The sequence below is a fragment of the Glycomyces sp. MUSA5-2 genome, from assembly GCF_037034145.1.
Lineage (GTDB): Bacteria > Actinomycetota > Actinomycetes > Mycobacteriales > Micromonosporaceae > Glycomyces > Glycomyces artemisiae.
This window is the reverse complement of the sequence record NZ_JBAGKG010000006.1, coordinates 397,931-420,894: the sequence shown is the minus strand read 5'-3', so window position 1 is coordinate 420,894 and position 22,964 is coordinate 397,931. Positions and strand designations below refer to the sequence as shown.

Sequence of the window (22,964 nt, the reverse complement as noted above, 5' to 3'; positions counted from 1 at the left end):
CCCATCATCGAGTTCGATCGCGTGGACAAGTCGTTCGGGGACTTGAAGGTCCTCGACGAGCTGAGCTTCCGGGTCGACCCGGGCGAGCGCGTGACGCTCATCGGGCCCTCCGGGTCCGGGAAGACCACGATCCTGCGGCTGCTGATGACGCTGGAGACGGTGACGCCGAAGGCGGATCCGGAAGCCGACGGCGGCGTCGTGTGGGTCGAGGGCCGGCCCTACTCCCACATGGAGAAGAAGGGGAGGCTCGTCCCCGCGAACGAGAAGTGGCTGCGCCAGCGCCGCTCGCGCGTCGGGATGGTCTTCCAGCAGTTCAACCTGTTCCCGAACATGAAGGTGCTGCGCAACGTCACCGAGGCGCAGGTCCACGTCGCGGGCCGCTCCAAGGAGGAGGCCGAGGCCAAGGCCCTGTCCCTGCTCGACCTGGTGGGCCTGGCCGACAAGACCGGCGAGTACCCCTCGCGCCTCTCGGGCGGCCAGCAGCAGCGCGTGGCGATCGCCCGCGCGCTCGCGATGGACCCCGACATCCTGCTGCTCGACGAGGTGACGAGCGCGCTCGACCCGGAGCTCGTCGCCGACGTGCTCGCGGTCCTGCGCGACGTCGCCGCGACCACGAGCATCACGATGCTGTGCGTGACCCACGAGATGGGCTTCGCGCGGGACGTCTCGGACCGCGTGATGATGTTCGACAGCGGCCGGATCGTCGAGCAGGGCCCGCCCGAGGCGATGTTCTCCGAGCCGCAAGAAGCGCGCACTCAGGACTTCCTCAGAGCCGTTCTCGCGGAGTAGGCTTGGGATCTCCTCCATCCTTGGAGAGTGTTAGGGGTGTTCGAGGGGGGCGGTCATGAGGGGTTATCGACCGCCCTCCTCATTCCTCTGCCCGGACCCGGCGCCCTCTCGGCGGCGCGGCGCCCGCGGGGTGCGGGCGGGTGGCAGAATCAGTCTTCGTGTCAGCACCTGATCCAGTCCGGGGGATGCGCGGATGAACCTGTTCGGCCGGGGCGAGAACAACCTCCCCGAGGAGTCCATCGCGGTGATCGGCCTGGGCCGCTTCGGGTCCGCGGTCGCCGAGTCGCTCACCCGCCTGGGCCACGAGGTCCTCGCGATCGACGAGCGGCCCGAGATCGTCCAGCGCGCCTCCGAGACCCTCACGCACGTCGTGCAGGCCGACTCCACCGAGTCGGCGGTCCTCGTGCAGCTGGGGATCGGCGAGTTCGACCACGTCGTGGTCGCGATCGGCACGGACATCGAGGCGAGCGTCCTCACCGTCCTGGCGTGCGAGGAGGCCGGGGTCCGCGAGATCTGGGCGAAGGCCATCAACGCCAAGCACGGCCAGATCCTGCACCGCACCGGCGCCCACCACGTCGTCTACCCCGAGTGGGCGATGGGCGAGCGGGTCGCGCACCTGGTGAGCGGGCGGATGCTCGACTTCATCGAGTTCGACGACGGCTTCGCGATCGTGAAGACCAAGGCGCCCACCGAGGCGGTGGGGAAGACCCTCGCCGAGTCGCGGCTGCGCTCGAAGTACGGGGTCACCGTCGTCGGCGTGAAGCAGCCCGACCGGGACTTCACGTACGCCACGCCCGAGACCGTGGTCTCCGAAGGGGACACCCTCATCGTCTCCGGCGCGACCACCAAGGTCGAGGCGTTCGCCTCCACCACATGATCCCGAAGGTCAAGGCGTTCTTCCGCCACCCGGGCCGCCTCATCCCGCTGCTGTTCATGGGCGTGATCCTGGCCGGGACGCTGCTGCTCCTGCTGCCGGTCGCGCACCTGGGCGACAACCGCACCTCGTTCGCCGACGCGCTGTTCACGTCCACGTCGGCGGTGTCGGTGACCGGCCTGGCCGTGGTGGACACGCCCGTCCACTGGTCGTGGTTCGGGCAGTTCGTCATCATGCTGCTGTTCCAGATCGGCGGCTTCGGGATCATGACGAGCGCGGTCCTCATGGCCCTGCTCGTCACCCACAAGCTGGGGCTGCGCACGAAGCTCGCGACGCGCATGGAGGTCAGCCAGGCCCTGAACCTCGGCGACTTCAAGGCGATCCTGCTGCGCACCATCGTGTTCTCGCTGATCTGCGAGGCGATCATGGCGCTGGCGCTGGCGATCCGGTTCTCCACGCTGGACTTCGGGCTCGGGGACGCGGTCTGGTACGGCGTGTTCCACTCGGTGAGCTCGTTCAACAACGCGGGCTTCGCGCTGTTCTCGGACTCGCTGATGAGCTACGCGACGGACCCGTGGATCTGCGTGCCGATCGCGCTCGGGTCGATCCTCGGGGCGCTCGGCATGCCCGTGATCTACGAGGTGACGCGCCGCCACTGGGGGCGGCGCCAGTGGTCGGTGCACACGAAGCTCACGCTCATCGGGTCGGCGATCCTCATCGTCGGCGGCTGGGCCGCGTACCTGGTGATCGAGTGGTCGAACCCGGCGACGTTCGGGCAGTGGCCCTGGTACGACCGGATCCTGCCCGCGTTCTTCCAGTCGGCGATGGTGCGCGCCTCGGGCTTCAACTCGATCGACGTCGGCGCGATGCGCGAGGACTCGCTGCTCGCCTCGATCATCCTGGCGTTCATCGGCGGCGGCTCGGCCTCGACGGCGGGCGGCATCAAGGTCACCACGTTCTTCCTGCTGCTGCTGGTGATCTGGGCGGAGGTGCGCGGCGAGCCGGACGTGACGGTGTTCCGCCGCCGCATCGACCCGCCGGTGATCCGCGAGGCGCTCACGGTGGCGCTGGTGTACGTGGCGTGCAACGCGTTCGGCGTGTTCCTGATGCAGCGGTTCGAGCCGCACATCGACCTGACGTCGATCATGTTCGAGGTCACCAGCGCGTTCGCGACGATGGGCCAGTCGACGGGCATCACGTACGACCTGTCGGAGCCTTCGGTGTGGCTGTTGACGATCGCGATGTACACGGGCCGCGTCGGACCCGTGCTTTTCGCCGCGTCGCTGGCCCTTCGTACACGAAAACGGCTATACCGGTACCCTTCGGCGCGCCCGCTCGTGGGGTGAGCCCCGCCTCAACTGCCCCTGCGACGACAAGCGAAGATGGTGTCCAGCACGCCGCCACGCGGATCGTCGCCCCCAGAAAGGACGCCCCCCGATGTCCCGTAAAGCCCGGCAGCGCACCAGTCGTCTCCCCATCCGGATGCAGTTGATGCTCCCGATCGCCGCGGCGCTCATGGGGATGCTGGTGCTCGGGCTGTTCCAGACCGTCAGCGTGTGGGACGAGTACCAGAACGCGACGGACGCCGAGGTGCTCGCGGGGCTGTCCGCGGATCTGAACGACGCCTTGGAGGCGCACCGGATGGAGGCGGGGCCGCTGGTGGAGTCGGTGATCAACGGGGGCGGCGGCCAGTTCGACTCGGCGGTGGCCCGCCGCGAGACCGACTGGGCGTTCGACCGGCTGGAGGAGGCGGCGCCGGGGGTGACCGCGCGCTTCCCCGATCTCGAAGACGACCTGGAGTCGCTGTTCACGAAGGCCGAAGGCCTGGAGACGGCGCGCGCGGCCTTCGACCGGCTGGCCGCGGGGGAGGCCGACTTCACGGACGACGACGTCGCCGACGCGTACCTGGTGTACCGGGACGTGGCGAACAAGATCGTGTCCATCGCGGCGATCCTGCCGCGCATGGTGGACGACGCGGGCGTCGCCGCGCACCTCGACTCGCTGGCGGCGCTCATGCAGGCCAGCCGGATCGCCGCGGAGATCCAGTTCACCGTCTCCACGGACCTGGTGAGCCTCGGCGAGGCGCAGGCGGTCGTGGTGGGGCGCGCGGAGCTGTCGAACGTGGCGTACCTGTCGGGGAACTTCGACCGGCAGATCACCGAGTTCCAGGCGAACGCGTCGTCGGAGACGAGCGCGGTCTACAAGGCGGCCATGGACTCCGAGGACATCGAGACCGCGCAGGAGGCCCTCGGGGTGTACGTGCGCGGGAACGTGCCGACGATCAGCCCGCAGGACTTCTCGAACGCGCAGGGGTCGATCATCGCGGCGCTGGACACGAGCCAGGAGTCGGTGCTCGACGCGATGCAGGTCGACGTGGACGAGATCCGCGACGCCTCCTCGCGGACCCTGCTGACGACGTTCGCGCTGGTGATCGTGCTGGCCTTGACGTCGATCATCTCGGCGGCGATGCTGGCCCGCCGCATCAGCCTCCGCGTCGACGGCGTCCGCGAGGCGACGCTGACCGCGGCGTACGACACGCTGCCGAAGACGGTGGCGGCGGTGTCGCAGGCGGCCAACGCCGACGAGGTGGACCGGCTGCTCCAGACGGCGAAGCGGCAGACGGTGATGAGCACGGACTCGCGGTACGCCGACGAGCTCGACTCGCTCGCGGAGGCGTTCAGCGCCGCGCACCACCAGGCGCTGCGCCAGACCGCGAACCAGGCGCTGCTGCGCATCGACGTCGAGGCGATGATGAAGACGCTCGCGCGCCGCGGGCAGAGCCTCATCCGCCGCCAGCAGCAGGTCATGGAGTCCCTGGTGGAGCAGGCCCCGGACCACGCGGTCCCGGACGAGTGGCGCTCGGTCTACCACCTGCTGGCGCGCATGCGCCGCAACGAGGAGAACCTGCTGCTCCTGGCGGGCGGTGACCCGCAGCGCCGCTACAACCACCCGGCGAACCTGGACACGATCATCCGCGACGCGGTCGCCGAGATCGAGGACGCGGGCCGCGTCATGGTCGAGAACCAGGTGTCGGCGCGGCTGGAGACCAAGCCGGCCGGGGACCTGGTGCGCATCCTCGCGGAGCTGCTCGACAACGCGGCCGCGTACTCGCCGCCGACGCAGTCGGTGCGGGTGACGTCGCGCCGTTCGGGTTCGGAGATCGTCATCTCGATCGCCGACGACGGCATCGGCCTGGCGCCGGAGCCGATGGCGGCGATCAACCGCCGCCTGGCCGAGCCGACGCAGCTGAACTCGGAGCTGACGGCGACGATGGGCCTCCTGGTGGTGGGGCGGCTGGCCGCGGAGCACTCGGTGAGCGTGCAACTGCACTCGACGATGGGCAAGGGCACGCTGGCGCTGGTGCGGATTCCGGCGAGCGCGCACGCGGAGGACCCGGTGGGGCTGTCGCCCGACCAGGGTTCGGCGGCGCGGCTGGCGCTGTCGGCGCGGGCGGCGAACCTGCCGGTGACCGGGACGGGCGCCGAGGCGGCCGGTTCAGGCGCCGTGGAGCCGATCGTGCCGCGCCCGCGCAAGGCCGGCCCGGCCCCCGAGCCACGCCCCGTAGCTGGGGGAACACTCAACGGAAGCAAGCCGGTGGCGGCCCCTGCGGGCCCCGCTCCCGAGACGCTGGATGTTACCTTCAGGAAGGTGAACCGAGCACTCGAAAACTCCGGCAGGACCAACGGCGCCGAACTGCCCCGTCGCGCGCCGGGCTCCCGACTGCTCCCCGGCTCCGTCCCCAGTGCCCGGCAGGGCGGCGGCGCCGATCTCGACCCGGCGGAGATCCGGGACCGGCTCGCCGGTTTCGCCTCCGGCATCGCGGCGGCCGCCGCGCACGAACAACGCCAATAGAAAGCAGCGAGATGGATAGCAAGGACAAGAACGTCGGTGAACTCGACTGGCTCCTGACCTCCTTCGTGGAGAAGGTGCCGGACGTCTCCGAGGCGCTCACGGTGTCCGTCGACGGCCTCGCCATCGCCGCGTCCCGCGGCCTGTCGACGGACCGGGCCGACCAGCTCGCCGCGATCACCTCCGGCCTGGCGAGCCTGACGACGGGGGCCGCGAAGGTCCTCGACGCGGGCCGCATCCGCCAGTCGGTGATCGACATGGACGAGGGCGTGCTGCTGCTCATGGCCGTCGGCGACCGGGCCCAGCTCGCGGTCCTCGCCAACGCCGGCTGCGACCTCGGCCAGGTCGGCTACGAGACCGCGCTGCTGGTGAAGCGGGTCTACGCCGCGCTCGAACCCGATGCGCGCGGCGGGGTCTGAACCACCGCGTAGGAGATTGCTCACCCGCGCCGGGCCGCGCCCATCGACGGCCCGCGCGGGGCGTCCCACCGCTATGACGTGTCGCAGTTTTTAAAGGCATGGTCGACCTGCGACAACCACGGAATGCGCAGCATTCCGTCACGCTGCGCCACGCCGCTGAGGCTGCGCCCCTCCGCGTAGGCGGCGTTTCACGGGGCTATGCTGCGTTCGCTACCTGGAAATGAATCATGGAGGCCCACAGGTGACCACGGTTGAGCCGAAGCTTGAGCCAACGCCTATCGTCGCGCGTCCCTGGCCGGTGCGCCGCGAGCCCAAGGGCTCCTGGCTCGCCCGCACGCTCCGCACGACCGACGCGAAGCAGATCGGCCTGCTCTACTTCGTGACGTCGTTCGCGTTCTTCGCGATCGGCGGCGTCCTGGCCCTGCTGATCCGCGCGGAGCTGTTCCAGCCCGGACTCCAGATCGTGTCCTCTGAGCAGTTCAACCAGCTGTTCACGATGCACGGCACCATCATGCTGCTGATGTTCGCGACCCCGATCGTGTTCGCGTTCGGCAACTACCTGGTGCCGCTCCAGATCGGCGCCCCCGACGTCGCGTTCCCGCGCCTCAACGCGTTCGCGTACTGGCTGTACCTGCTCGGCTCGACCCTCGCGGTCGCCGGCTTCGTCACCCCCGGCGGCGCGGCCTCGTTCGGCTGGTTCGCGTACCAGCCGCTGTCGAACGCCGTGAACTCCCCCGGGATCGGCGCGGACATGTGGTTCGTGGGCCTGTCGATCTCCGGTGCGGGCACGATCCTCGGCGCCGTCAACATGATCACCACGATCGTGACGATGCGCGCGCCGGGCATGCTCATGTTCCGGATGCCGATCTTCACGTGGAACATCCTCATCACCAGCCTGCTGATGATCCTGGTCTTCCCGATCCTGTTCGCCGCGCTGCTCGCCGTCATGGCCGACCGCACGCTCGGCGCGCACGTGTTCGACGCCGACACCGGCGGCGCGATCCTGTGGCAGCACCTGTTCTGGTTCTTCGGCCACCCCGAGGTGTACATCGTGGCGCTGCCGTTCTTCGGCATCGTGTCGGAGATCTTCCCGGTGTTCAGCCGCAAGCCGATCTTCGGCTACAAGACGCTCGTCGCCGCGACGCTCGCCATCGCGGGCCTGTCGATGGCGGTGTGGGCGCACCACATGTACGCGACCGGCGCGGTCATGCTGCCGTTCTTCTCGCTCATGACGTTCCTCATCGCGGTCCCGACCGGTGTGAAGTTCTTCAACTGGATCGGCACGATGTGGAAGGGCCAGTTGACGTTCGAGGCCCCGATGCTGTTCAGCATCGGCTTCCTGGTGACGTTCCTCCTCGGCGGCCTCTCGGGCGTCCTCCTCGCCAGCCCGCCGGTCGACTTCCACGTCTCCGACTCGTACTTCGTGGTCGCGCACTTCCACTACGTGCTGTTCGGCACGATCGTGTTCGCGGTCTACGCCGGCGTGTACTTCTGGTTCCCGAAGGTCGCCGGGCGCATGTACGACGAGCGCCTCGCGAAGGTCCACTTCTGGCTGACGTTCATCGGCTTCCACACGACGTTCCTGGTGCAGCACTGGCTGGGCGCCGAGGGCATGCCCCGCCGCTACGCCGACTACCTGGAGTCCGATGGGTTCACGACGCTGAACATGGTCTCGACGATCGGCGCGTTCATCCTCGGCCTGTCGACGCTGCCGTTCATCTGGAACCTGTTCAAGTCCTGGAAGGCCGGGCGCGTCGTGGAGACGAACGACCCGTGGGGCTACGGCGGCTCGCTCGAATGGGCGACCAGCTGTCCGCCGCCGCTGCGCAACTTCGACCGCCTCCCGCGCATCCGCTCGGAGCGCCCCGTCTTCGACGAGAAGTGGGGCCACCTGGTCAAGGAGGTCAAGGGCCACTAGCCCGCGACCTCGCGTGAAGGCCCGGGAGCCGCGGCTCCCGGGCCTTTCGCGTGCGCGGATCGCATATCCTATAGGAAATAGGATCTACGATCCGCCGCACTCGCACTGCCCTTGAGGTGCCCCGCCGTTGGCAATAGGATCGAGGCATGAGCCGGGCACTGATCGTGGTAGACGTCCAGAACGACTTCTGTGAGGGAGGGTCGCTGCCGGTCGCGGGCGGCGCGGCCGTAGCGGCGGCCGTCACCGACCTCATCAAGGCCGCCCCGGGCCGGTGGGACCACGTGGTCGCCACCCGGGACTGGCACATCGACCCGGGCCTGCACTTCTCCGCGGAGCCGGACTTCCGCGACTCGTGGCCGCCGCACTGCGTGGTCGGCACGGCCGGGTCGGGCTTCCACCCGGACTTCGACCACACGCTCGCGGAGGCCGTGTTCGACAAGGGCGCCTACGAGGCCGCCTACTCGGGGTTTGAGGGCTCCTCGGGCGAGACGGGCCTCGCCGAGTGGCTGCGGACCCGCGACGTGGACGCGGTCGACGTCGTCGGCATCGCCACCGACCACTGCGTGCGCGCCACGGCCCTCGACGCGAAGGCCGAGGGCTTCGCGGTCACGGTGCTCCTGGAGTACACGGCCGCGGTCGCCGAGGAGACGCGGGCGAAGGCCCTCGCCGACTTCGAGCAGGCGGGCGTCGCGGTCGAGTAGACCTGCGCGGACGGGCCGGGGCTGGTGCCCCGGCCCGTCCGGCGTCCCGCCCGTCAGGACGTGGGCATGTCGTCGACGATGATCGACGTGTCGTCGTAGTCGTTCTCGCCGTCGGGGTCGAACACGAACCCGTCGACGCTGTACGCGACCGGCCGCATCCACACCGAGAAGTACAGGCCGCCGGCCTGCTCGTCGCCGTTCCAGTCGTCGAACGGCTCCGGGGTCAGCGTCCACTCCATGGTGGTCGAGTCGCCGGGGACGAGCGGTTCGAGGACCGCGACGCCCTGGATCTCGCCGTTGCACTCGGGCACCGTCTCGGGGCCGTCGGTCCCGAGGCTCTCGCTCGCGCACATCGCCAACTGGATCGCCTGCGACTCGTGGTCGCCGTCGTTGGCGACCGTGACGGCCGCGGTCCAGGTCCCGTCCCCGTTCGCGGTCTTCTCGACCGAGACCGCCAGGTCGGTGACGCCCCACAGGTACGCGTCGGCGGTCACGTCGGCGAGCTCCTCCCCCGTGCGGTACCGGAAGACCTCGTAGTCGAGCTCGATCTCCAGGTACCTGCCCGTGGGCTCCTGCTCGGGCACCAGGAGCAGCACGCCCGCGGTTGCCGCGGGCGCGATGTCCCACAGCGCGAAGCCGGAGTCGCCGACGGCGATCTCTTCGGTGACCTCCCAGCCGCCGTCGCCGTCCCCGGCGACGACCACGGCCTGGCGGATCGTCTGCTCGCTCGGGGTGCACCCGAACAGCGCGACGGCCCGCACCGGGCCGCCGTCCTCCAGGGTCGTGTGGACGACCTTGAGGAGCCGGACCGGACCGGCGTCCACGTCGGGGAACCACTGGCCGCTCTCGGGGTCGGGCGTGCCGTCCGAGGGGCGGGCCGGGGCCGTCGGGCACGACGAGTCGTAGACGGACCCGAAGGACGGCAGGTCGATCTCGGCGCCGACGAGGTCGCCGAACGTCGGCAGGACCGGCTCGGTCTCGGACTCCTGGCCCTGCGGGACCGCCCCGGTGCCGGTGCCGCCCTCGGCGGGCGAGGTCTCCGCGGTGGAGGTCTCGTCGGTGGTCTCCTCCGCAGGGCGCGGGTCGACCTCCTGGCCGTTGGAGTCCTGGAGCCACCAGACCGCGGGCACGGCCACGATGAGCGCGGCCAGCGCGGCGGCCAAGGCGCCCTTGGTGGTCCGGCGGCGCCGCACCCGGCCGTGGATGACGGCGGAGTCGACGGGGTCGACCATGAGTTCCGCGGCGTGGGCGAACTCGGCGAACGCCTCTTCGAAGAGGGTCTCGTCTGGCGTGCTCATCGCTGCTCCATCTCGTCTTGGACGGTGAGTCGGCCCGCGAGCGCGGCCTTCCCCCGAGTGAGCCAGGAGCGGACGGTGGCTTCGGCGACGCCTTCCTGCTCTGCGATCTCGGCGACGGTCAGGCCCGCCATGTACCGGAGGATCACGGCTTTGCGGTGGTGCTCGCCGATCCCGGCGAGCGCGCGCATCAGGTCGACGCGGTCGCCGTCCGGCGCCTTCTCGTGGGTCTCGCGCTGCCGGTTGAGGAACCGCTGCACGACGCCGCGGCGGCGCAGGTGGCTGGTGGCGAGGTTCCAGGCCACGCGGCGCACCCACGCGGTCGGGTTCTCGTACTCGCGCACTTTCCTCCAGCGGGCGAGCGCGCGGCAGAACGCCTCGGCCACCAGGTCCTCGGCTTCGGCCCGGTCGCCGGTGTACGCGAAGATCTGGCCGGTGATGACGCGGACGTTGGCGGCGTAGAAGTCGTCGAATTCGAGGCTGGCGCGCATCGGCAGCAGCTGCGCGGCGGCGCCGCCTCCTTCCCCTGGTGGAGCAGAGCTGTCGCGGGTGGGCGTCATGGGGGGCTCCTCGGCTACGGTGCTGCGGCTTGGGGGTCCGCATGAGATACACGAGCGCCGGGAGGGCGTTGACGCACTCCTGTGTGGAGTTCTAGTTCACAGTTTGGGGATTCACTTGCCGTAGCGGCGGTCGCGGGTGGCGAAGGAGCGGACGGCGCGGAGGAAGTCGACGCGGCGGAAGTCGGGCCAGTTGGAGTCGCAGAAGTAGAACTCGGAGTACGCGGACTGCCAGAGGAGGAACCCGGAGATGCGCTGCTCGCCGGAGGTGCGGATGACGAGGTCGGGGTCGGGCTGGCCGGTCATGTAGAGGTGGCGGGCGATGGAGTCGGCGTCGATCGCTTCGGCGGCCTGTTCGAGGCTGGCGCCGGCGGCGGCCTGTTCGAGCATGAAGGAGCGGACGGCGTCGGCGATCTCGCGCTGGCCGCCGTAGCAGACGGCGAGGTTGACCTGCATGCCGCGCTTGTCGGCGGTGCGCTGCTGGGCGTGCTTGAGGGCGTTCTGGTGGTCTTCGGGGAGGAGGTCGAGGGCGCCGACCATGCGCAGCTGCCAGGGCTGGTCGTCGTCGGAGAGTTCGCCGGCGAGTTCGTCGATGATGTCGAGGAGGGGGTCGAGTTGGGCTTTGGGCCGGGAGAGGTTCTCGGTGGAGAGGAGCCAGATGGTCACGTGCTCGACGCCGAGTTCGTCGCACCAGCCGAGGAAGCGCTCGATGTGCTTGGCGCCGGCGCGGTGCCCGTCGTTGGGGTCGGTGAGGCCCATGTCGCGGGCCCAGCGCCGGTTGCCGTCGACCATGACGCCGATGTGCCTGGGCAGCGGCTGTCCGGTCAGCTCGCGTGCGAGCCGACGCTCGTATATCCGGTAAAGCAGGTTCGAGATCGCCACAACCGGCAATTGTAGGCTCCTCGAATTTCACGGCTCGCGAGCTTCGCCGTGGCCGGGGCCTTCGCGGCCCCGGCCCAGGGCCTGTCCTGCCCGTTCCCGGGGTGTGCGGCTATCCGTCGAGCCGCTGCTTGAGGGCGTCGAGCTCGGCCCACAGGACGGCGGGGAGGCGGTCGCCGAAGCGGGCGAACCAGCTTTCGACGAGCGGGACCTCCTCGGCCCATTCGGCGGGGTCGACCTTCAGGGCCGCGGCGAGGTCGTCGCGGTCGAGGTCGAGGCCGTCGGTGTCGATCGCGCCCGGGGTCGGGCAGTGCCCGATGGGGGTCTCGACGGCTTCGGCGCGGCCTTCGAGGCGTTCGACGACCCATTTGAGGACGCGGGAGTTCTCGCCGAAGCCGGGCCACAGGAAGCGGCCGTCGTCGCCGCGGCGGAACCAGTTGACGTAGAACACCTGCGGCAGGAGGGCCTCGTCGGCGGCGGCCTTGCCCATCTCGATCCAGTGCCCGAAGTAGTCGGCGGCGTTGTAGCCGATGAACGGGAGCATCGCCATGGGGTCGCGGCGGACGACCCCGACCCTGCCGGTGGCGGCGGCGGTGGTCTCGGAGGAGAGGGTCGCGCCCATGTACACGCCGTGGACCCAGTCGCGGGCCTGGGCGACGAGCGGGACGGTGGTGGCGCGGCGGCCGCCGAACAGGATCGCGTCGATGGGGACGCCGCGCGGGTCGTCGTACTGGTCGGCGAGGACCGGGCACTGCTTGATGGGCGTGCAGAACCGGCTGTTGGGGTGGCTGGACGGCTCCTCGGAGTCGGGGGTCCAGTCGCGGCCCTTCCAGTCGATCGCGTGGGCCGGGGGCTCGCCCATGCCCTCCCACCAGATGTCGCCGTCGTCGGTGAGGGCGACGTTGGTGAACAGGGTGTGGCCCTGCTCGATGGTGCGCATGGCGTTGGGGTTGGTGCGGTAGTCGGTGCCCGGGGCGACGCCGAAGAACCCGTACTCGGGGTTGGAGGCCCACAGGCGCCCGTCCTCGCCGAAGCGGAGCCAGGCGATGTCGTCGCCGAGGGTCTCCACCTTCCAGCCGGGGATGGTCGGTTCGAGCATGGCGAGGTTGGTCTTGCCGCAGGCCGAGGGGAACGCGCCGGTCACGTGGTAGACCTTCCCCTGCGGGCTGGTGAGGCGCAGGATGAGCATGTGCTCGGCGAGCCAGCCCTCGTCCCTGCCCATGGCGGAGGCGATGCGCAGCGCGTAGCACTTCTTCCCGAGGAGGGAGTTGCCGCCGTACCCGGACCCGTAGGACCAGATCTCGCGGTCGCCGGGGAAGTGGGAGATGTACTTCGTCTCGTTGCACGGCCACGGGACGTCGGCCTGGCCGGGGGCGAGCGGCGCGCCCACGGAGTGGAGGCATTTGACGAAGTCGGCGTCGGGGCCCATCTTCGCGAGGACCTCGGTGCCCATGCGGGTCATGATGTGCATCGACGCGGCGACGTACGCGGAGTCGGTGAGCTCGACGCCGAACATCGGCTTGTCGGCGTCGAGGGAGCCCATGCAGAACGGGATCACGTACATGGTGCGCCCGCGCATGGAGCCGCGGTAGAGGCCGGTCATGGTCTCGCGCATGTAGTCGGGCGCGGTCCAGTTGTTGGTGGGGCCGGCGTCCTCGGGGTCCTCGGAGCAGATGAAGGTGCGCTCCTCGACGCGGGCGACGTCCCCGGGGTCGGTGCGGGCGAGGAACGAGTCGGGTTTGGCGGGGACCGGGACGAGGGTCCCGAAGGCGACGAGCTCGCCGGTCAGGCGCTCCCATTCGGCCCGGGAGCCGTCGCACCACACGATCCGGTCGGGGTCGGTGAGCTCGGCGACCTCCCCGACCCAGGCGAGCAGCCGGTGGTGGCGGGTGGGCGGGTCGCTGAGGCCCGTGTTGGGGTCGGCGGCGGACGCCGTCGGTTCGGCGGCGGCGGTGGCGACTTCGATGCTCACGGTGGCTCCTTCGGTCGGCTTCTGGGCACGGACGCGGGCGCTCCGGCCGGGGCCGGTCCTTCGGACGCTACGGGAACGGGCGCGACCGCGCAGGAACTCGTGCGTGATTGCACGGGCGTTGAACAGGCGCTCCGCCTGCCGAAGACGATCTTGTGCGCATTCGGGCTCGCAGCGATCACAAATACCTGCTGATTCTGCGTCACCGAGCAGAACCGATCATGGAAGGCAGAATTTGACCGCTGCTCTCAACTAACGCGATCGGTTTCGATCATGGAACGAGCGCGTTAGATCGCCGCCGCGAAACGGTTACAGGCCCGCGACGGGCGGCATTTGCCGTGAACGGCCACACCGGGGGGCGTCTTGGGTGAAGATGCACAGCAGCACCGATCTACCGCAGGCACGCAGGGTCGAACCATTTGGAGACGTCGATGGCGCACCGTGAACCGGAACCGCAGCAGGGCCGCAATAGGGCCGGGGTCGTGGCGTTCGCGGTCGCGCTCGCCGCGGTCCTGGCGATCGTGCTCGTCTACTTCCTCATGCGTTGAACACGAAGAACGGGCGGGGACGCGTCGCGTCCCCGCCCGTTCCGTGCTCGAAGTCAGACCGACGGGCCCCGGCGGCGCAGGTCGTCGACGGACAGCATCGCCTCGCGCAGCTCCTTCAGCCAGTCCTCGGCGTGCTGCTCGACCAGGCGCACGCACCACGCGAGCGCGTCCTGGCGCGACGCGGCGACCCCGGAGCCCACGAGCGTGTCGAGGACGAGCCGCTCGGGCTGGCGCAGCCGCGTGGTCACCGGCAGGGACTGGTGCGTGAAGACCATCGTGGTGGACCCGCAGCGCGCCCCCCAGGACGCCTGCCGGTGGTACCGGTACTGGAGCTGCTGCGCGATCTGCACCCGCATGTCGCGGGTGGCCTCCCGGAACCGGGAGATCCGGCCCTCCTCGGTGGCGGCCCGGTCGGACTCGGTGGCGTCCGCGGGGTGGTCCGGGGTCGGCAGCGGGCAGATGATGATCATCTCGTCGCGGTCCACGGTGACCTCGGGCATCCCGGCGATCCAGCCGTCGGGGACGATCCCGTAGATCCAGGCCGGGGCGTCGTCAGTGGACGGCAGCGGGCCGTAGTGCCACGAGCCGGTGTCGTCGATGGCGGCCATTGACGGGTCTCCTCACGTTTCAGGAACGCTCCAGGTGTACCCCATCGAGTCAAGCGGAGCCGACCGAGGGTCCGGCGCGCCCCGCTGTCACAGGCCCCGCATGAAGAACCCCGCGAGCGCGCACACCGCGAACACGGCCGCGCCCACGCACGCGAGCGTCTGCCCCGGCCGCGGGCGCACCCGGTACTGCCACGACAGCCACACCCCGAGCACGACCGGCCCGGCCGCGATCCCCAGGAACAGCGTCAGCGCCGCGAACGCCTGCCGCACCGCCGACCCGTCCGCGCGCAGCACCCCGAGCGCCACCGCGACCGCGAGCGCCCCTGTCGCGGCCCCGATGAGCGCCGCCGTCACCTCGGTGTGGCGGGGCGCCTCGATGGGAAGTTCACCCTGCCGGGCGAGCGACAGCAGCCGCCCCGAGCGCTCCAGCCGCATCCGCACGCGCTCGGCGTCCGGCTCCGGGTCGGGCTCCCCCGCCGAGGGGGTCGGGCCGGTGCGGCGGTGGCCCACGAAGTCCCCGAGCGACCGCCACAGGATCGCGACGGCCTTGTCGGTCTCGGCCACGAGCGTCGCGGCGGCCACGGAGTCCCGGTTCGCCTCGTCCCGCGAGGCGCGGGCCTGGTCGACGGCGGCGGCCAGCCGCGCGGACTCGTCCCGGTACGCGGCGTCGGCGGCGCGGATCTCGGCGTCGGCGTCGGCGCGGTCCTTGAGGTAGGCGGCGACGGCGTCCGCATAACTCGTGCCGGCGGTGTCGGTCGTCATGGAGTGCTCCTTCTCGGCACGGTCCGTGCCGGCGCTAGGGAAGGTCGAGGACGGCCGACGGGTTCGGCAGGAGCGCGGTCGTCCGGTACGGGATGACGACCTGCGGGACCCGGTGCCGGGCGCGGTCGAAGTAGAGGCCGCGGCGCACCCGCGGGTACCAGGCGGGGCCGCCGGAGGCGGGCGAGAGCGGGGCGAGCTCGGGGCCCTGCACGTCGAGCGCGAGCCACGCGTCGACGGCGTCGAACCGCGCCGAGAACCCGCCGAGGTCCTCGCGCAGCCGCGGCACCGACCGCCACCACCCGAGCGTGTGGAGGTGCCGTTCGGGGCCGTCGATGAGCATGGCGCGCAGGCGGGCCGACCCGGGCGCGTCGAGGCGCGCGGACCCGGCGTCGACGGCGTGGACCAGGTTCAGCCGCAGCGTCCCGTCGCAGCGCGACTCCCAGTCCTTGCACGCCGAGTCGAGGTCGTCGTGCCAGTCGACTTCGGCCCCTTCGGTTTCGAGCGCCGCGGCGAGCGCGAGCGCGGAGGCGGCGGCGTCGGGTTCGAGGCAGCAGATGTCGACGCCGATGCGCTGGCCGCGCTCGTGCGCGCCGCGGGCGGCGGTGAGCGCGGCGGCGGCGAGGATGTCGGCGGCCTCGCCGGTGCGGGTGCCGACGACGGCGAGGTTGCGGCCGGGCGCGCGGTGGAGGGCGAGTTCGGCGCCGCGGGCGGCGACGTCGATGGTCTGGCCCAGGAGCGCGGTCTCGGCGGCGGGGACGGCGGTGGTGAGGTCGGGGACGTGGTCGCCGTCGAAGAGCGCGGGCGGCTCGTTCCCGGGCGGGCGGGCTTCCCAGAGGCGCTGCTGGAGGGGCTCCCAGGCTTCGGCGTGCCCGGCGTTGGGGATGGCGACGATGCGGTTGGCGCCGGCGTGGCCGGACTCGTCGTTGACGACGGCGTGGAAGCGGACGACGGTGTCGGCGGCGTGGTTGGACTCGGCGAGGACCCTGCGGGCCTTGGGGAGCGCGATGCGCAGCGTGAACTGGGCGACGAGGCTGGGCCGGCCCCAGAGCGCCTCGATCCCGGCGACGTCCTGTGAGGCGAGCACGAGGTGGATGCCCTGGCTGCGGCCGCGGCGGGCGAGGTCTTCGAGGAGCTGCACGGCCTCTTCGGTGACGGCGTCGCGGGCTTCGAGGAGCACCTGGAACTCGTCGACGACGGCGACGATGCGGGGCCAGTGCCCGCCGGGGTCGGCGGCGCGGAGCTCTTCGAGCTTGGTGGCCTCGTGGGCTTTCGCGGCCTCGGCGCGGCGGCGCAGCTCGTCCTTGAGGTGGCGCAGGAGCGCGAGGCCGAACTCGCGGTCGTCGTTGATGTTGACGCCGACGAGGCGCACGTGCGGGAGCCAGGTGGGGTCGCGGCGCCCGGAGGCGAAGCGCGCGAAGGAGACGCCTTCCTTGAAGTCGAGGAGGTACAGCGCGAGCTCGTCGGGGCTGTACTCGGAGGCGAGCCCGGCGATCCACGCGTACAGGAGGTTGGTCTTCCCGGACCCGGAGGGCCCGCCGACGAGCGCGTGCGGCGGGTTGTCGCCGAGGCTGAGCTTCGCGACGTCCCCGGCGGCGGTCTCCCCGATGGCGGACTGGAGCCCCGCGGCCGACGAGGCGTTCCAGAGCCGCTGCGGCAGCAGGTCCACCAGCCGGGCGGGCTCCTTCCCGGCGAGGTGCTTCTCCGCCACGGCCTTCGCGGCCTCGGTGACGGTGGTGGAAGGCGGCGGCGGGTCGAGTTCGATGGGGGCGCCGGGAAGCGCGGTGGCGGCGGACGCGGTCAGGCGCGGCAGGTCGGCGGGCCCGGCGGTGTCGTCGCCGACGATGACGAGGTGCACCCCGGCGGCGACGCCGGTGCGGCGCAGCCGCGCCAGCTGCGCCTGGTCGTGCGCGGGCCACGCGGCGAGGTCGGCGTTGAGCAGCACGAGCACCCGCCACGGCTCGGGCCGCCGCCCGGTCGCGGCGGCCAGCGCGGCGAGCGAGTCGTGCTCCCCCGCGAGCACTTCGGCGTTGACGCGCCGCACGGTCTCCACAAGCGAGTCCAGCTCTTCCCGCAGCCCCGAGGGCCCGACGAACGACAGCAGCCCGGCCTTCCCGAGCGCCGCGAACGCCGACAGCGACCGCCCCAGACGCTCAGGGTCGTACACGTGCAGCCGCACCAGCCCCGCCGGCACACTCCCCACGGCCCGCAGCAGCAGCCCCGGAAGCGCATGCGCCGCATCGGAATCGATCCGCAGATGCGACCGGTCGAGCAGCGGGATCAACGCAGGCAGTGAGGTCTCGGTCACTGAGGGTCCTGGATTGTCGTACCCCCCTGCCACAATGGACGAGCCGGCTGATGCAGTCGAGGCCCCCGGAGGGATCCCTCCGGCGGCAGCGAGGTCATCGCCACTCTCGACCGGAGCGCGCCCGGTCGAGGCGGTCCCCGGCAAGGTGGTGGCGGTGGTGGGTGGGGCGGGGGGAGGGGGGAGGGAGGGCCCCCCGGAAGCTTCAGCAGCAGAGGAGGCAGCAGTCGATTCGCTGTCCGCGATGCGGCCCACGCGAAGCAGCGGCGCCGCTCCGCGGGCCAGCCCGGATTCGAGCCGCCATTCAGACCACCGGGCCCCGGCGGCCGCCGGGGCGGCCGCGGCCGCGGCGTCGAGTGCGGCGCGGTGGCTGCCTTCGACGGCGGCGGCCTTGCGCGCTTCGAGCGTCGCGGTCATCTTCTCGTGGATGTGCCGCAGCTGGGTCTGCTTGCGCGTGGCGTCGCCGATGACCTGCTCGGCGCGGCCTCGCTCCGACTCGGCCCGCTCGGCGGTGCGTTCGGCGAGGAGCCGGGCCTCGCCGCGGGCGCGGCCGAGCTCGTCGCCCATGGCCGCCACCAGTCGTCTGCGCCAGCTGCTCATGGTCAGGCCCTCCGGTCGGTCGTGCTGCGCTCATCGCTGGGGGCCTGCCGCGGCAGGCGGTGCATCGCCGCGACGAGCACCGGCCCGATCGCGGCGGTCCGCGCCGCGTCGTCGCCCGTGCCGACCCCGAGCGTGCACGCCGACGCGAGCGCCTCGGCCACATGCACCGGCTCGGCCTTCGGCACCAGCGCGCGGACCTTCGCGACGCACTTGTCGCGCAGGCCCGGAACATCGCTCGCGTTCGGGTTGCGGCCCAAGTGCTCCGCGGCGAGGCTGCGCACCAGCGGCCACGCCAGGCCCGGGAGCTTCACGCCGGTCTCGGGGCCCGCGTCGCGCAGGCGCTTGCAGTACGCGTCGGCGTTCCCCTCCCCCGCGGCCTTGAGCAGGTCGTTGAACAGGCGCGTCGGCGGGACCTTCTCCGGGACGGCCTCGCCGTCGCGGTCGCACAGCTCGTTGACGCGGTCGGTCCACCACTGGCGCGGGTCCACAGGGGCCGGTGCCGCGGTCGGCCCGGGACGGACCGGCCCGGCGGACTGGGTGGGGACGGCGCCGCCCGCGCCGATCGCCGCAAGGTAGTCGTCGAGGGCCTCGGACGCCTCGCCCAGGCGCGTACGGGCCGCGTCGAGGCGTTCGCGCGCGGCGCCCAGCTTGTGGAGGCCCACTTCGGCGTTCGACTCGCGCGACGCCTCGGTGAGCTCGGTCTGCGCGGCCTCGAAGCAGTGGTCGGCGGTGTCGAGCGCGGGCAGCGGGAGGTCGGCGGCGAGGGCTCTGAGGCTCCCGGCGAGGGCGGCGACGTCCACAGGGGTCTCCGTTCTAGAGGGTCGCGGCGTACGCCTCGGCCTGCTCGGCGGCGGCGAAGGTCGCGGCCAGGGACTGCTCCAGCTCCGCCGCGGCCTGCGCGAGCGCGGCCTGGGCGGTGGCGACGGAGTCGTGGCCCGACCCGGCGGTGACCGCGGTCAGGCCGCCCTGGGCCGCCTCGATGTTCTGGCTGGCGGCGGTGATGGCGGCCTGGCCGTCGCGGACCTGCTGGAGGGCGGCGGCGATGGCGGACTTGAGTTCGGCGACGCTCACGGTGGACACGACGCTTATTCTCGCGGAGATTCCGCCGACTTTCCGTGATGATGTCGCAACCCGGCGTGTCTGGTTTGTCGGATTCCCGACTGTCCAGTGACAACCAGTGTTGCTTTCGATGCATTTTTGGGTGGCGCAGTGACGTACCTCCCAACTACAGTGTGAGTACCAACGGGGCCAGGTCCCCCACACATCGACACCCGGGAGGCGACCGTGCCAGTGCAACGCACTTACGTCCTCGACACTTCGGTTCTGCTGTCAGACCCAGGAGCGTTCTCACGGTTCGACGAACACCACGTGGTCATCCCGCTCGTCGTAGTCAGCGAGCTGGAAGCCAAACGCCACCATCCGGAGCTGGGCTGGTTCGCCCGGGAGTGCCTGCGGCGCCTCGACGAACTGCGCGTCAAGCACGGCCGGCTCGACGAGCCGATCGACATCGGGGACCACGGCGGTTCCATCCGGGTCGAGCTCAACCACGTCGACACCTCGGGTCTTCCCGCGGGCTTCGCCTTGGACACCAACGACTCCCGCATCATCGCCGTCACGCGGGCCCTCGGGCTCGAAGGCGCCGACGCGGTCCTGGTCACCAAGGACATGCCGCTGCGCGTGAAGGCCTCCGCGGTCGGCATCCCCACCGAGGAGTACCGGCACGGGCAGGCGGTCGACCCGACCTGGTCGGGCATGGCCGAGCTTGCGGTGTCGGACGAGGTCATCGACGCCCTGTTCGACGGCGCCGACGTGGACCTCCCGCACGATGTGGACCTGCCCTGCCACACGGGCCTGGTGCTCACCGGCGCCAGCTCGAAGGCGCTGGGCCGCGTCACCGTCGACAAGCAGATCCGCCTGGTGCGCGGCCGCGAGGCCTTCGGCGTCCACGGCCGCTCCGCGGAGCAGCGCGTCGCCATCGACCTGCTGCTGGACCCGGACATCGGGATCGTCTCGCTCGGCGGCAAGGCCGGCACGGGCAAGTCGGCGATGGCCCTGGCCGCGGGACTGGAGCAGGTCCTGGAGCGCGAGGTCTTCAAGAAGGTCATCGTGTTCCGCCCGCTCTACGCCGTGGGCGGCCAGCAGCTCGGCTACCTGCCGGGGTCCGAGAACGAGAAGATGAGCCCGTGGGGCCAGGCGGTGTTCGACACGCTCGGGGCGGTCACGAACGACAACGTGATCTCCGAGGTCGTCGAGCGCGGCCTGCTCGAAGTGCTGCCGCTGACGCACATCCGCGGCCGCAGCCTCCACGACGCGTTCGTCATCGTCGACGAGGCGCAGTCGCTCGAACGCGGCGTGCTGCTGACGGTGCTCTCGCGCATCGGTCAGGGCTCCAAAGTGGTCCTCACCCACGACGTTGCGCAGCGCGACAACCTGCGGGTGGGCCGCTTCGACGGCGTCGCGAGCGTCATCGACGTGCTCAAGGGCCACCCACTGTTCGCGCATGTGACGCTTACGCGCAGTGAGCGTTCTGAGATCGCGGAGATGGTCACCAACCTGCTGGAAGGCTGACGGGAAAGCTCTGGCATGCTGTGTCCCGGGCGTCTGTGGACAGACGCCCGGGACACAGGAGTAGAGCGAATGATCCCACTGCTGACCCGCTACGGCGCCCGTCTGGCCGCCGTGCTCGTCCTCGCACTCGGGGCCGTCATAGCCGTCAACGCCGTGACCGACGACCCGTCCGAGCAGGACGCCCAGCACCCCAGCCAGGCCGCCGCCGAGCAGCAGGCCGAGGCCGAGGCCGCGTACGAGGAAGTCCGCTACCTGCACGTCAACTACATCGACGAGACCGCGGGCGCCGACGTCGCGGTGAAGGCCGACGCGCTCGCCGACTTCGCCGCCGACCGGGCCGAGAGCCTGAACAGCGCCCAGGAGGACGCCGACCAGGCCGAAGCGGAGGCCGAGGCCGAAGCCGAGGCGAACTCGAACCCGACGTCCGTCGACATCCCGTCGAGCTGCTCGGACTACTCCGGGAACAAGGCCACCGGCTGCGCGATGGCGCTGGACAACGGCCACGACCTGGAGCAGGTCGGCTGCCTCGTGGCCCTGTGGGACCGCGAGTCCGGCTGGAACGAGTACGCCGCCAACGGCATCGGCGCGTACGGCATCCCCCAGGCGCTGCCCGGCTCGAAGATGGAGAGCGCCGGCTCGGACTGGGAGACCAACCCCGTCACCCAGATCAAGTGGGGCCTCGGCTACATCGAGGGCCGCTACGGCGACCCGTGCGGCGCGTGGGCCCACTCCGAAGACGTCGGCTGGTACTAGCTGCACAGACGGGGCGGGCGCTCATGCGCCCGCCCCGTTCCGCACCCCCCTTCCTTTCCTCCTCCTCCCCCAGGAGCCCCTTGTGATCCCGAAGCTGACCCGCCACGCCGCCCGGATCGCCGCGGTCCTCGTGCTGGCCCTCGGGGCCGTCATCGCGGTCATGGCCGCGACCGACCGGCCCGCCGACGAGGACGCGAACCACCCGAGCAACGCCGCCGCCGAGAACCAGGCCGAGGCCGAGGCCGCGTTCGACGAGGCCCGCTCGCACCACATGAACTACATCGCCGCGACCGCCGGGGCCGACGTCACCGTCAAGGCCGCGGCGGTCGCGGAGTACGCGGTCGACAAGGCCGAAGGCCTGGACGACGCCCAGGAGGGCGCCGACCAGGCCGCGGAAGAGGCCGCCCGGAACACGAACCCGACGTCAGTCGAGGTCCCGTCGAGCTGCGGCGAGTACTCCGGGAACCGGGCCACCGGCTGCGCGATCACGCTCGAACGCGGGTACGACCTGGAGCAGTTCGCGTGCCTGGAGCTCCTCTGGAGCAAGGAGTCCGGCTGGAACGAGCTCGCCGAGAACTCGATCGGCGCCTACGGCATCCCCCAGGCCTACCCCGGTTCCAAGATGGTCAGCGAGGGCGACGACTGGGCGACCAACCCCGTCACCCAGATCAAGTGGGGCCTGGGCTACATCGAGGGGAAGTACGGGACCCCGTGCGACGCCTGGGCGTACTCCGAGGCCGAGGGCTTCTACTGACCCGGCGCAGGCCTTCAGGTAGCCGCCGATGACGACGAGCGCGACGATCCCCGAGGCGATCGTGAGCCGCTGGAGCAGGCCCGCCATCTCCAGCCAGTGCGGCCGCGGCATCGAGAACCACTCCAGGACGTACGGCAGCGACGTGAACGACAGGGCCGCCACGGAGAACCACGCGCACCCGATCACCAGGTTCGCGCGCTTGGCGCGCTCGGGCTCGGTGCGGCGCAGCCAGCGCCCGAAGGCGATGCCGAGGACGGCCATGATGCAGAAGGCGGCGAACGCCGAGTAGCGGTGCACCAGGTGGTGGGCGCTGAACTCGGTGACGCCGTCGCGGTCGGAGGGGACGACGGCGACGATCGCGATGGCGGCTGCCCACGCGAAGAGGGACCAGGAGAGCCATTTCGGGGCGCCGGTGTGCCGCGCTTGGAGCGCGAATGCGGAGGCGCCGAGGGAGAACAGGCCGAGCGCGACGGGCAGGAGCCAGCCGAGCGGCGTGTACAGGTGGATGCTGATGACCTTGTAGAGCGGGTTGAGTCCCGAGGTGGCGTGGAGGACGACCATGGCGACCAGGCCGGCCGCGAGGGACGCGTTCCCGACGCCGATGAATCCACTGGGGACCGTCGCTGTCGCGGTCCGGTTCGCTGCGGGGGCAAAAGAAACCATGTGTAATAGCCTCTTTGTTTTCGGCCCCGGAATCAGTGACGCGGACACCCGAATCGGTCCCCCCGCCAGCACCCGGCCGGTGGTAGCGCCTGCCCTACCCCGGGGCCTCCTCCCCGGACCCGTGCCGCGCGGGCGGTGGTGTGCGAGGCTTGCGGG

General features: G+C 71.2%; 19 protein-coding genes and 1 pseudogene. 10 read left to right on the top strand and 10 right to left on the bottom strand.

The features are described from left to right. The first annotated feature begins 3 nt into the window (after window positions 1-3). The 7 genes from ehuA (at window position 4) to WA640_RS20900 (ending at window position 8,550) form a co-directional block, all read left to right on the top strand. Entirely contained in the window at window positions 4-789 is a 786-nt protein-coding gene (gene ehuA, locus WA640_RS20930; RefSeq protein ID WP_106366792.1) for an ectoine/hydroxyectoine ABC transporter ATP-binding protein EhuA, read from the top strand. Window positions 790-982: 193 nt separating this feature from the next. Further along, entirely contained in the window at window positions 983-1,666 is a 684-nt protein-coding gene (locus WA640_RS20925) for a potassium channel family protein (RefSeq protein ID WP_106366739.1), read from the top strand. Then, window positions 1,663-3,009: a TrkH family potassium uptake protein gene (locus WA640_RS20920; protein ID WP_335990260.1), complete on the top strand. Its 1,347-nt coding sequence runs from the start codon at window positions 1,663-1,665 to the stop codon at window positions 3,007-3,009. The genes WA640_RS20925 and WA640_RS20920 overlap by 4 nt, the downstream gene beginning before the upstream one ends. 91 nt (window positions 3,010-3,100) lie before the next feature. Next, window positions 3,101-5,515: a sensor histidine kinase gene (locus tag WA640_RS20915; protein WP_335990258.1), complete on the top strand. Its 2,415-nt coding sequence runs from the start codon at window positions 3,101-3,103 to the stop codon at window positions 5,513-5,515. Between the two features lie 11 nt (window positions 5,516-5,526). Next, window positions 5,527-5,931 carry a roadblock/LC7 domain-containing protein gene (locus WA640_RS20910; RefSeq protein WP_106366742.1) on the top strand — a complete coding sequence of 135 codons (405 nt, stop codon included), beginning with the start codon at window positions 5,527-5,529 and terminating at the stop codon, window positions 5,929-5,931. A 241-nt stretch (window positions 5,932-6,172) separates the two neighbouring features. Further along, the gene (ctaD, locus tag WA640_RS20905; protein ID WP_106366743.1) at window positions 6,173-7,849 is read left to right on the top strand and encodes an aa3-type cytochrome oxidase subunit I; all 1,677 of its coding nucleotides are present in this window, start codon (window positions 6,173-6,175) and stop codon (window positions 7,847-7,849) included. A 146-nt stretch (window positions 7,850-7,995) separates the two neighbouring features. Continuing rightward, window positions 7,996-8,550 carry an isochorismatase family protein gene (locus WA640_RS20900; RefSeq protein ID WP_106366744.1) on the top strand — a complete coding sequence of 185 codons (555 nt, stop codon included), beginning with the start codon at window positions 7,996-7,998 and terminating at the stop codon, window positions 8,548-8,550. A gap of 53 nt (window positions 8,551-8,603) precedes the next feature. Here WA640_RS20900 and WA640_RS20895 read toward each other — a convergent pair whose 3' ends face one another. The 9 genes from WA640_RS20895 to WA640_RS20855 all read right to left on the bottom strand — a co-directional run bounded on the left by WA640_RS20895 (window position 8,604) and on the right by WA640_RS20855 (window position 19,150). After that, entirely contained in the window at window positions 8,604-9,848 is a 1,245-nt protein-coding gene (locus tag WA640_RS20895; protein WP_335990257.1) for a hypothetical protein, read from the bottom strand. Then, complete coding sequence (locus tag WA640_RS20890) at window positions 9,845-10,405, bottom strand: RNA polymerase sigma factor (RefSeq protein WP_335990256.1); 561 nt, start codon at window positions 10,403-10,405, stop codon at window positions 9,845-9,847. The genes WA640_RS20895 and WA640_RS20890 overlap by 4 nt, the downstream gene beginning before the upstream one ends. 111 nt (window positions 10,406-10,516) lie before the next feature. Beyond that, window positions 10,517-11,284, bottom strand: coding sequence for an isoprenyl transferase (locus WA640_RS20885; RefSeq protein WP_335990255.1), 768 nt, complete (start codon window positions 11,282-11,284; stop codon window positions 10,517-10,519). A gap of 109 nt (window positions 11,285-11,393) precedes the next feature. Continuing rightward, the gene (locus tag WA640_RS20880) at window positions 11,394-13,247 is read right to left on the bottom strand and encodes a phosphoenolpyruvate carboxykinase (GTP) (protein ID WP_442904797.1); all 1,854 of its coding nucleotides are present in this window, start codon (window positions 13,245-13,247) and stop codon (window positions 11,394-11,396) included. 604 nt (window positions 13,248-13,851) lie between these two features. Continuing rightward, window positions 13,852-14,406 carry a hypothetical protein gene (locus tag WA640_RS20875; protein ID WP_106366748.1) on the bottom strand — a complete coding sequence of 185 codons (555 nt, stop codon included), beginning with the start codon at window positions 14,404-14,406 and terminating at the stop codon, window positions 13,852-13,854. 87 nt (window positions 14,407-14,493) lie between these two features. Then, entirely contained in the window at window positions 14,494-15,168 is a 675-nt protein-coding gene (locus WA640_RS20870; RefSeq protein WP_335990253.1) for a hypothetical protein, read from the bottom strand. Window positions 15,169-15,202: 34 nt separating this feature from the next. Beyond that, a complete protein-coding gene (locus WA640_RS20865; RefSeq protein ID WP_442904796.1) occupies window positions 15,203-17,887 on the bottom strand; it encodes an FtsK/SpoIIIE domain-containing protein in 2,685 nt (894 codons plus the stop codon). 185 nt (window positions 17,888-18,072) lie between these two features. Beyond that, window positions 18,073-18,870: a hypothetical protein gene (locus WA640_RS20860; RefSeq protein ID WP_335990251.1), complete on the bottom strand. Its 798-nt coding sequence runs from the start codon at window positions 18,868-18,870 to the stop codon at window positions 18,073-18,075. A 13-nt stretch (window positions 18,871-18,883) separates the two neighbouring features. Further along, window positions 18,884-19,150 carry a hypothetical protein gene (locus WA640_RS20855; RefSeq protein WP_219926995.1) on the bottom strand — a complete coding sequence of 89 codons (267 nt, stop codon included), beginning with the start codon at window positions 19,148-19,150 and terminating at the stop codon, window positions 18,884-18,886. Window positions 19,151-19,333: 183 nt separating this feature from the next. Between WA640_RS20855 and WA640_RS20850 the strand changes: the two genes are divergently transcribed. From WA640_RS20850 to WA640_RS20840, 3 genes are all read left to right on the top strand, one after another. Beyond that, the gene (locus WA640_RS20850) at window positions 19,334-20,638 is read left to right on the top strand and encodes a PhoH family protein (RefSeq protein ID WP_425433457.1); all 1,305 of its coding nucleotides are present in this window, start codon (window positions 19,334-19,336) and stop codon (window positions 20,636-20,638) included. Between the two features lie 69 nt (window positions 20,639-20,707). Beyond that, window positions 20,708-21,391, top strand: coding sequence for a lytic transglycosylase domain-containing protein (locus WA640_RS20845; RefSeq protein WP_106366752.1), 684 nt, complete (start codon window positions 20,708-20,710; stop codon window positions 21,389-21,391). Between the two features lie 82 nt (window positions 21,392-21,473). After that, the gene (locus WA640_RS20840) at window positions 21,474-22,145 is read left to right on the top strand and encodes a hypothetical protein (protein ID WP_335990249.1); all 672 of its coding nucleotides are present in this window, start codon (window positions 21,474-21,476) and stop codon (window positions 22,143-22,145) included. 84 nt (window positions 22,146-22,229) lie between these two features. Here the strand turns inward: WA640_RS20840 and WA640_RS28890 are convergent. Further along, window positions 22,230-22,706: pseudogene (locus tag WA640_RS28890) on the bottom strand (DUF998 domain-containing protein); the annotation flags it as partial. Between the last annotated feature and the right edge of the window lie 258 nt (window positions 22,707-22,964).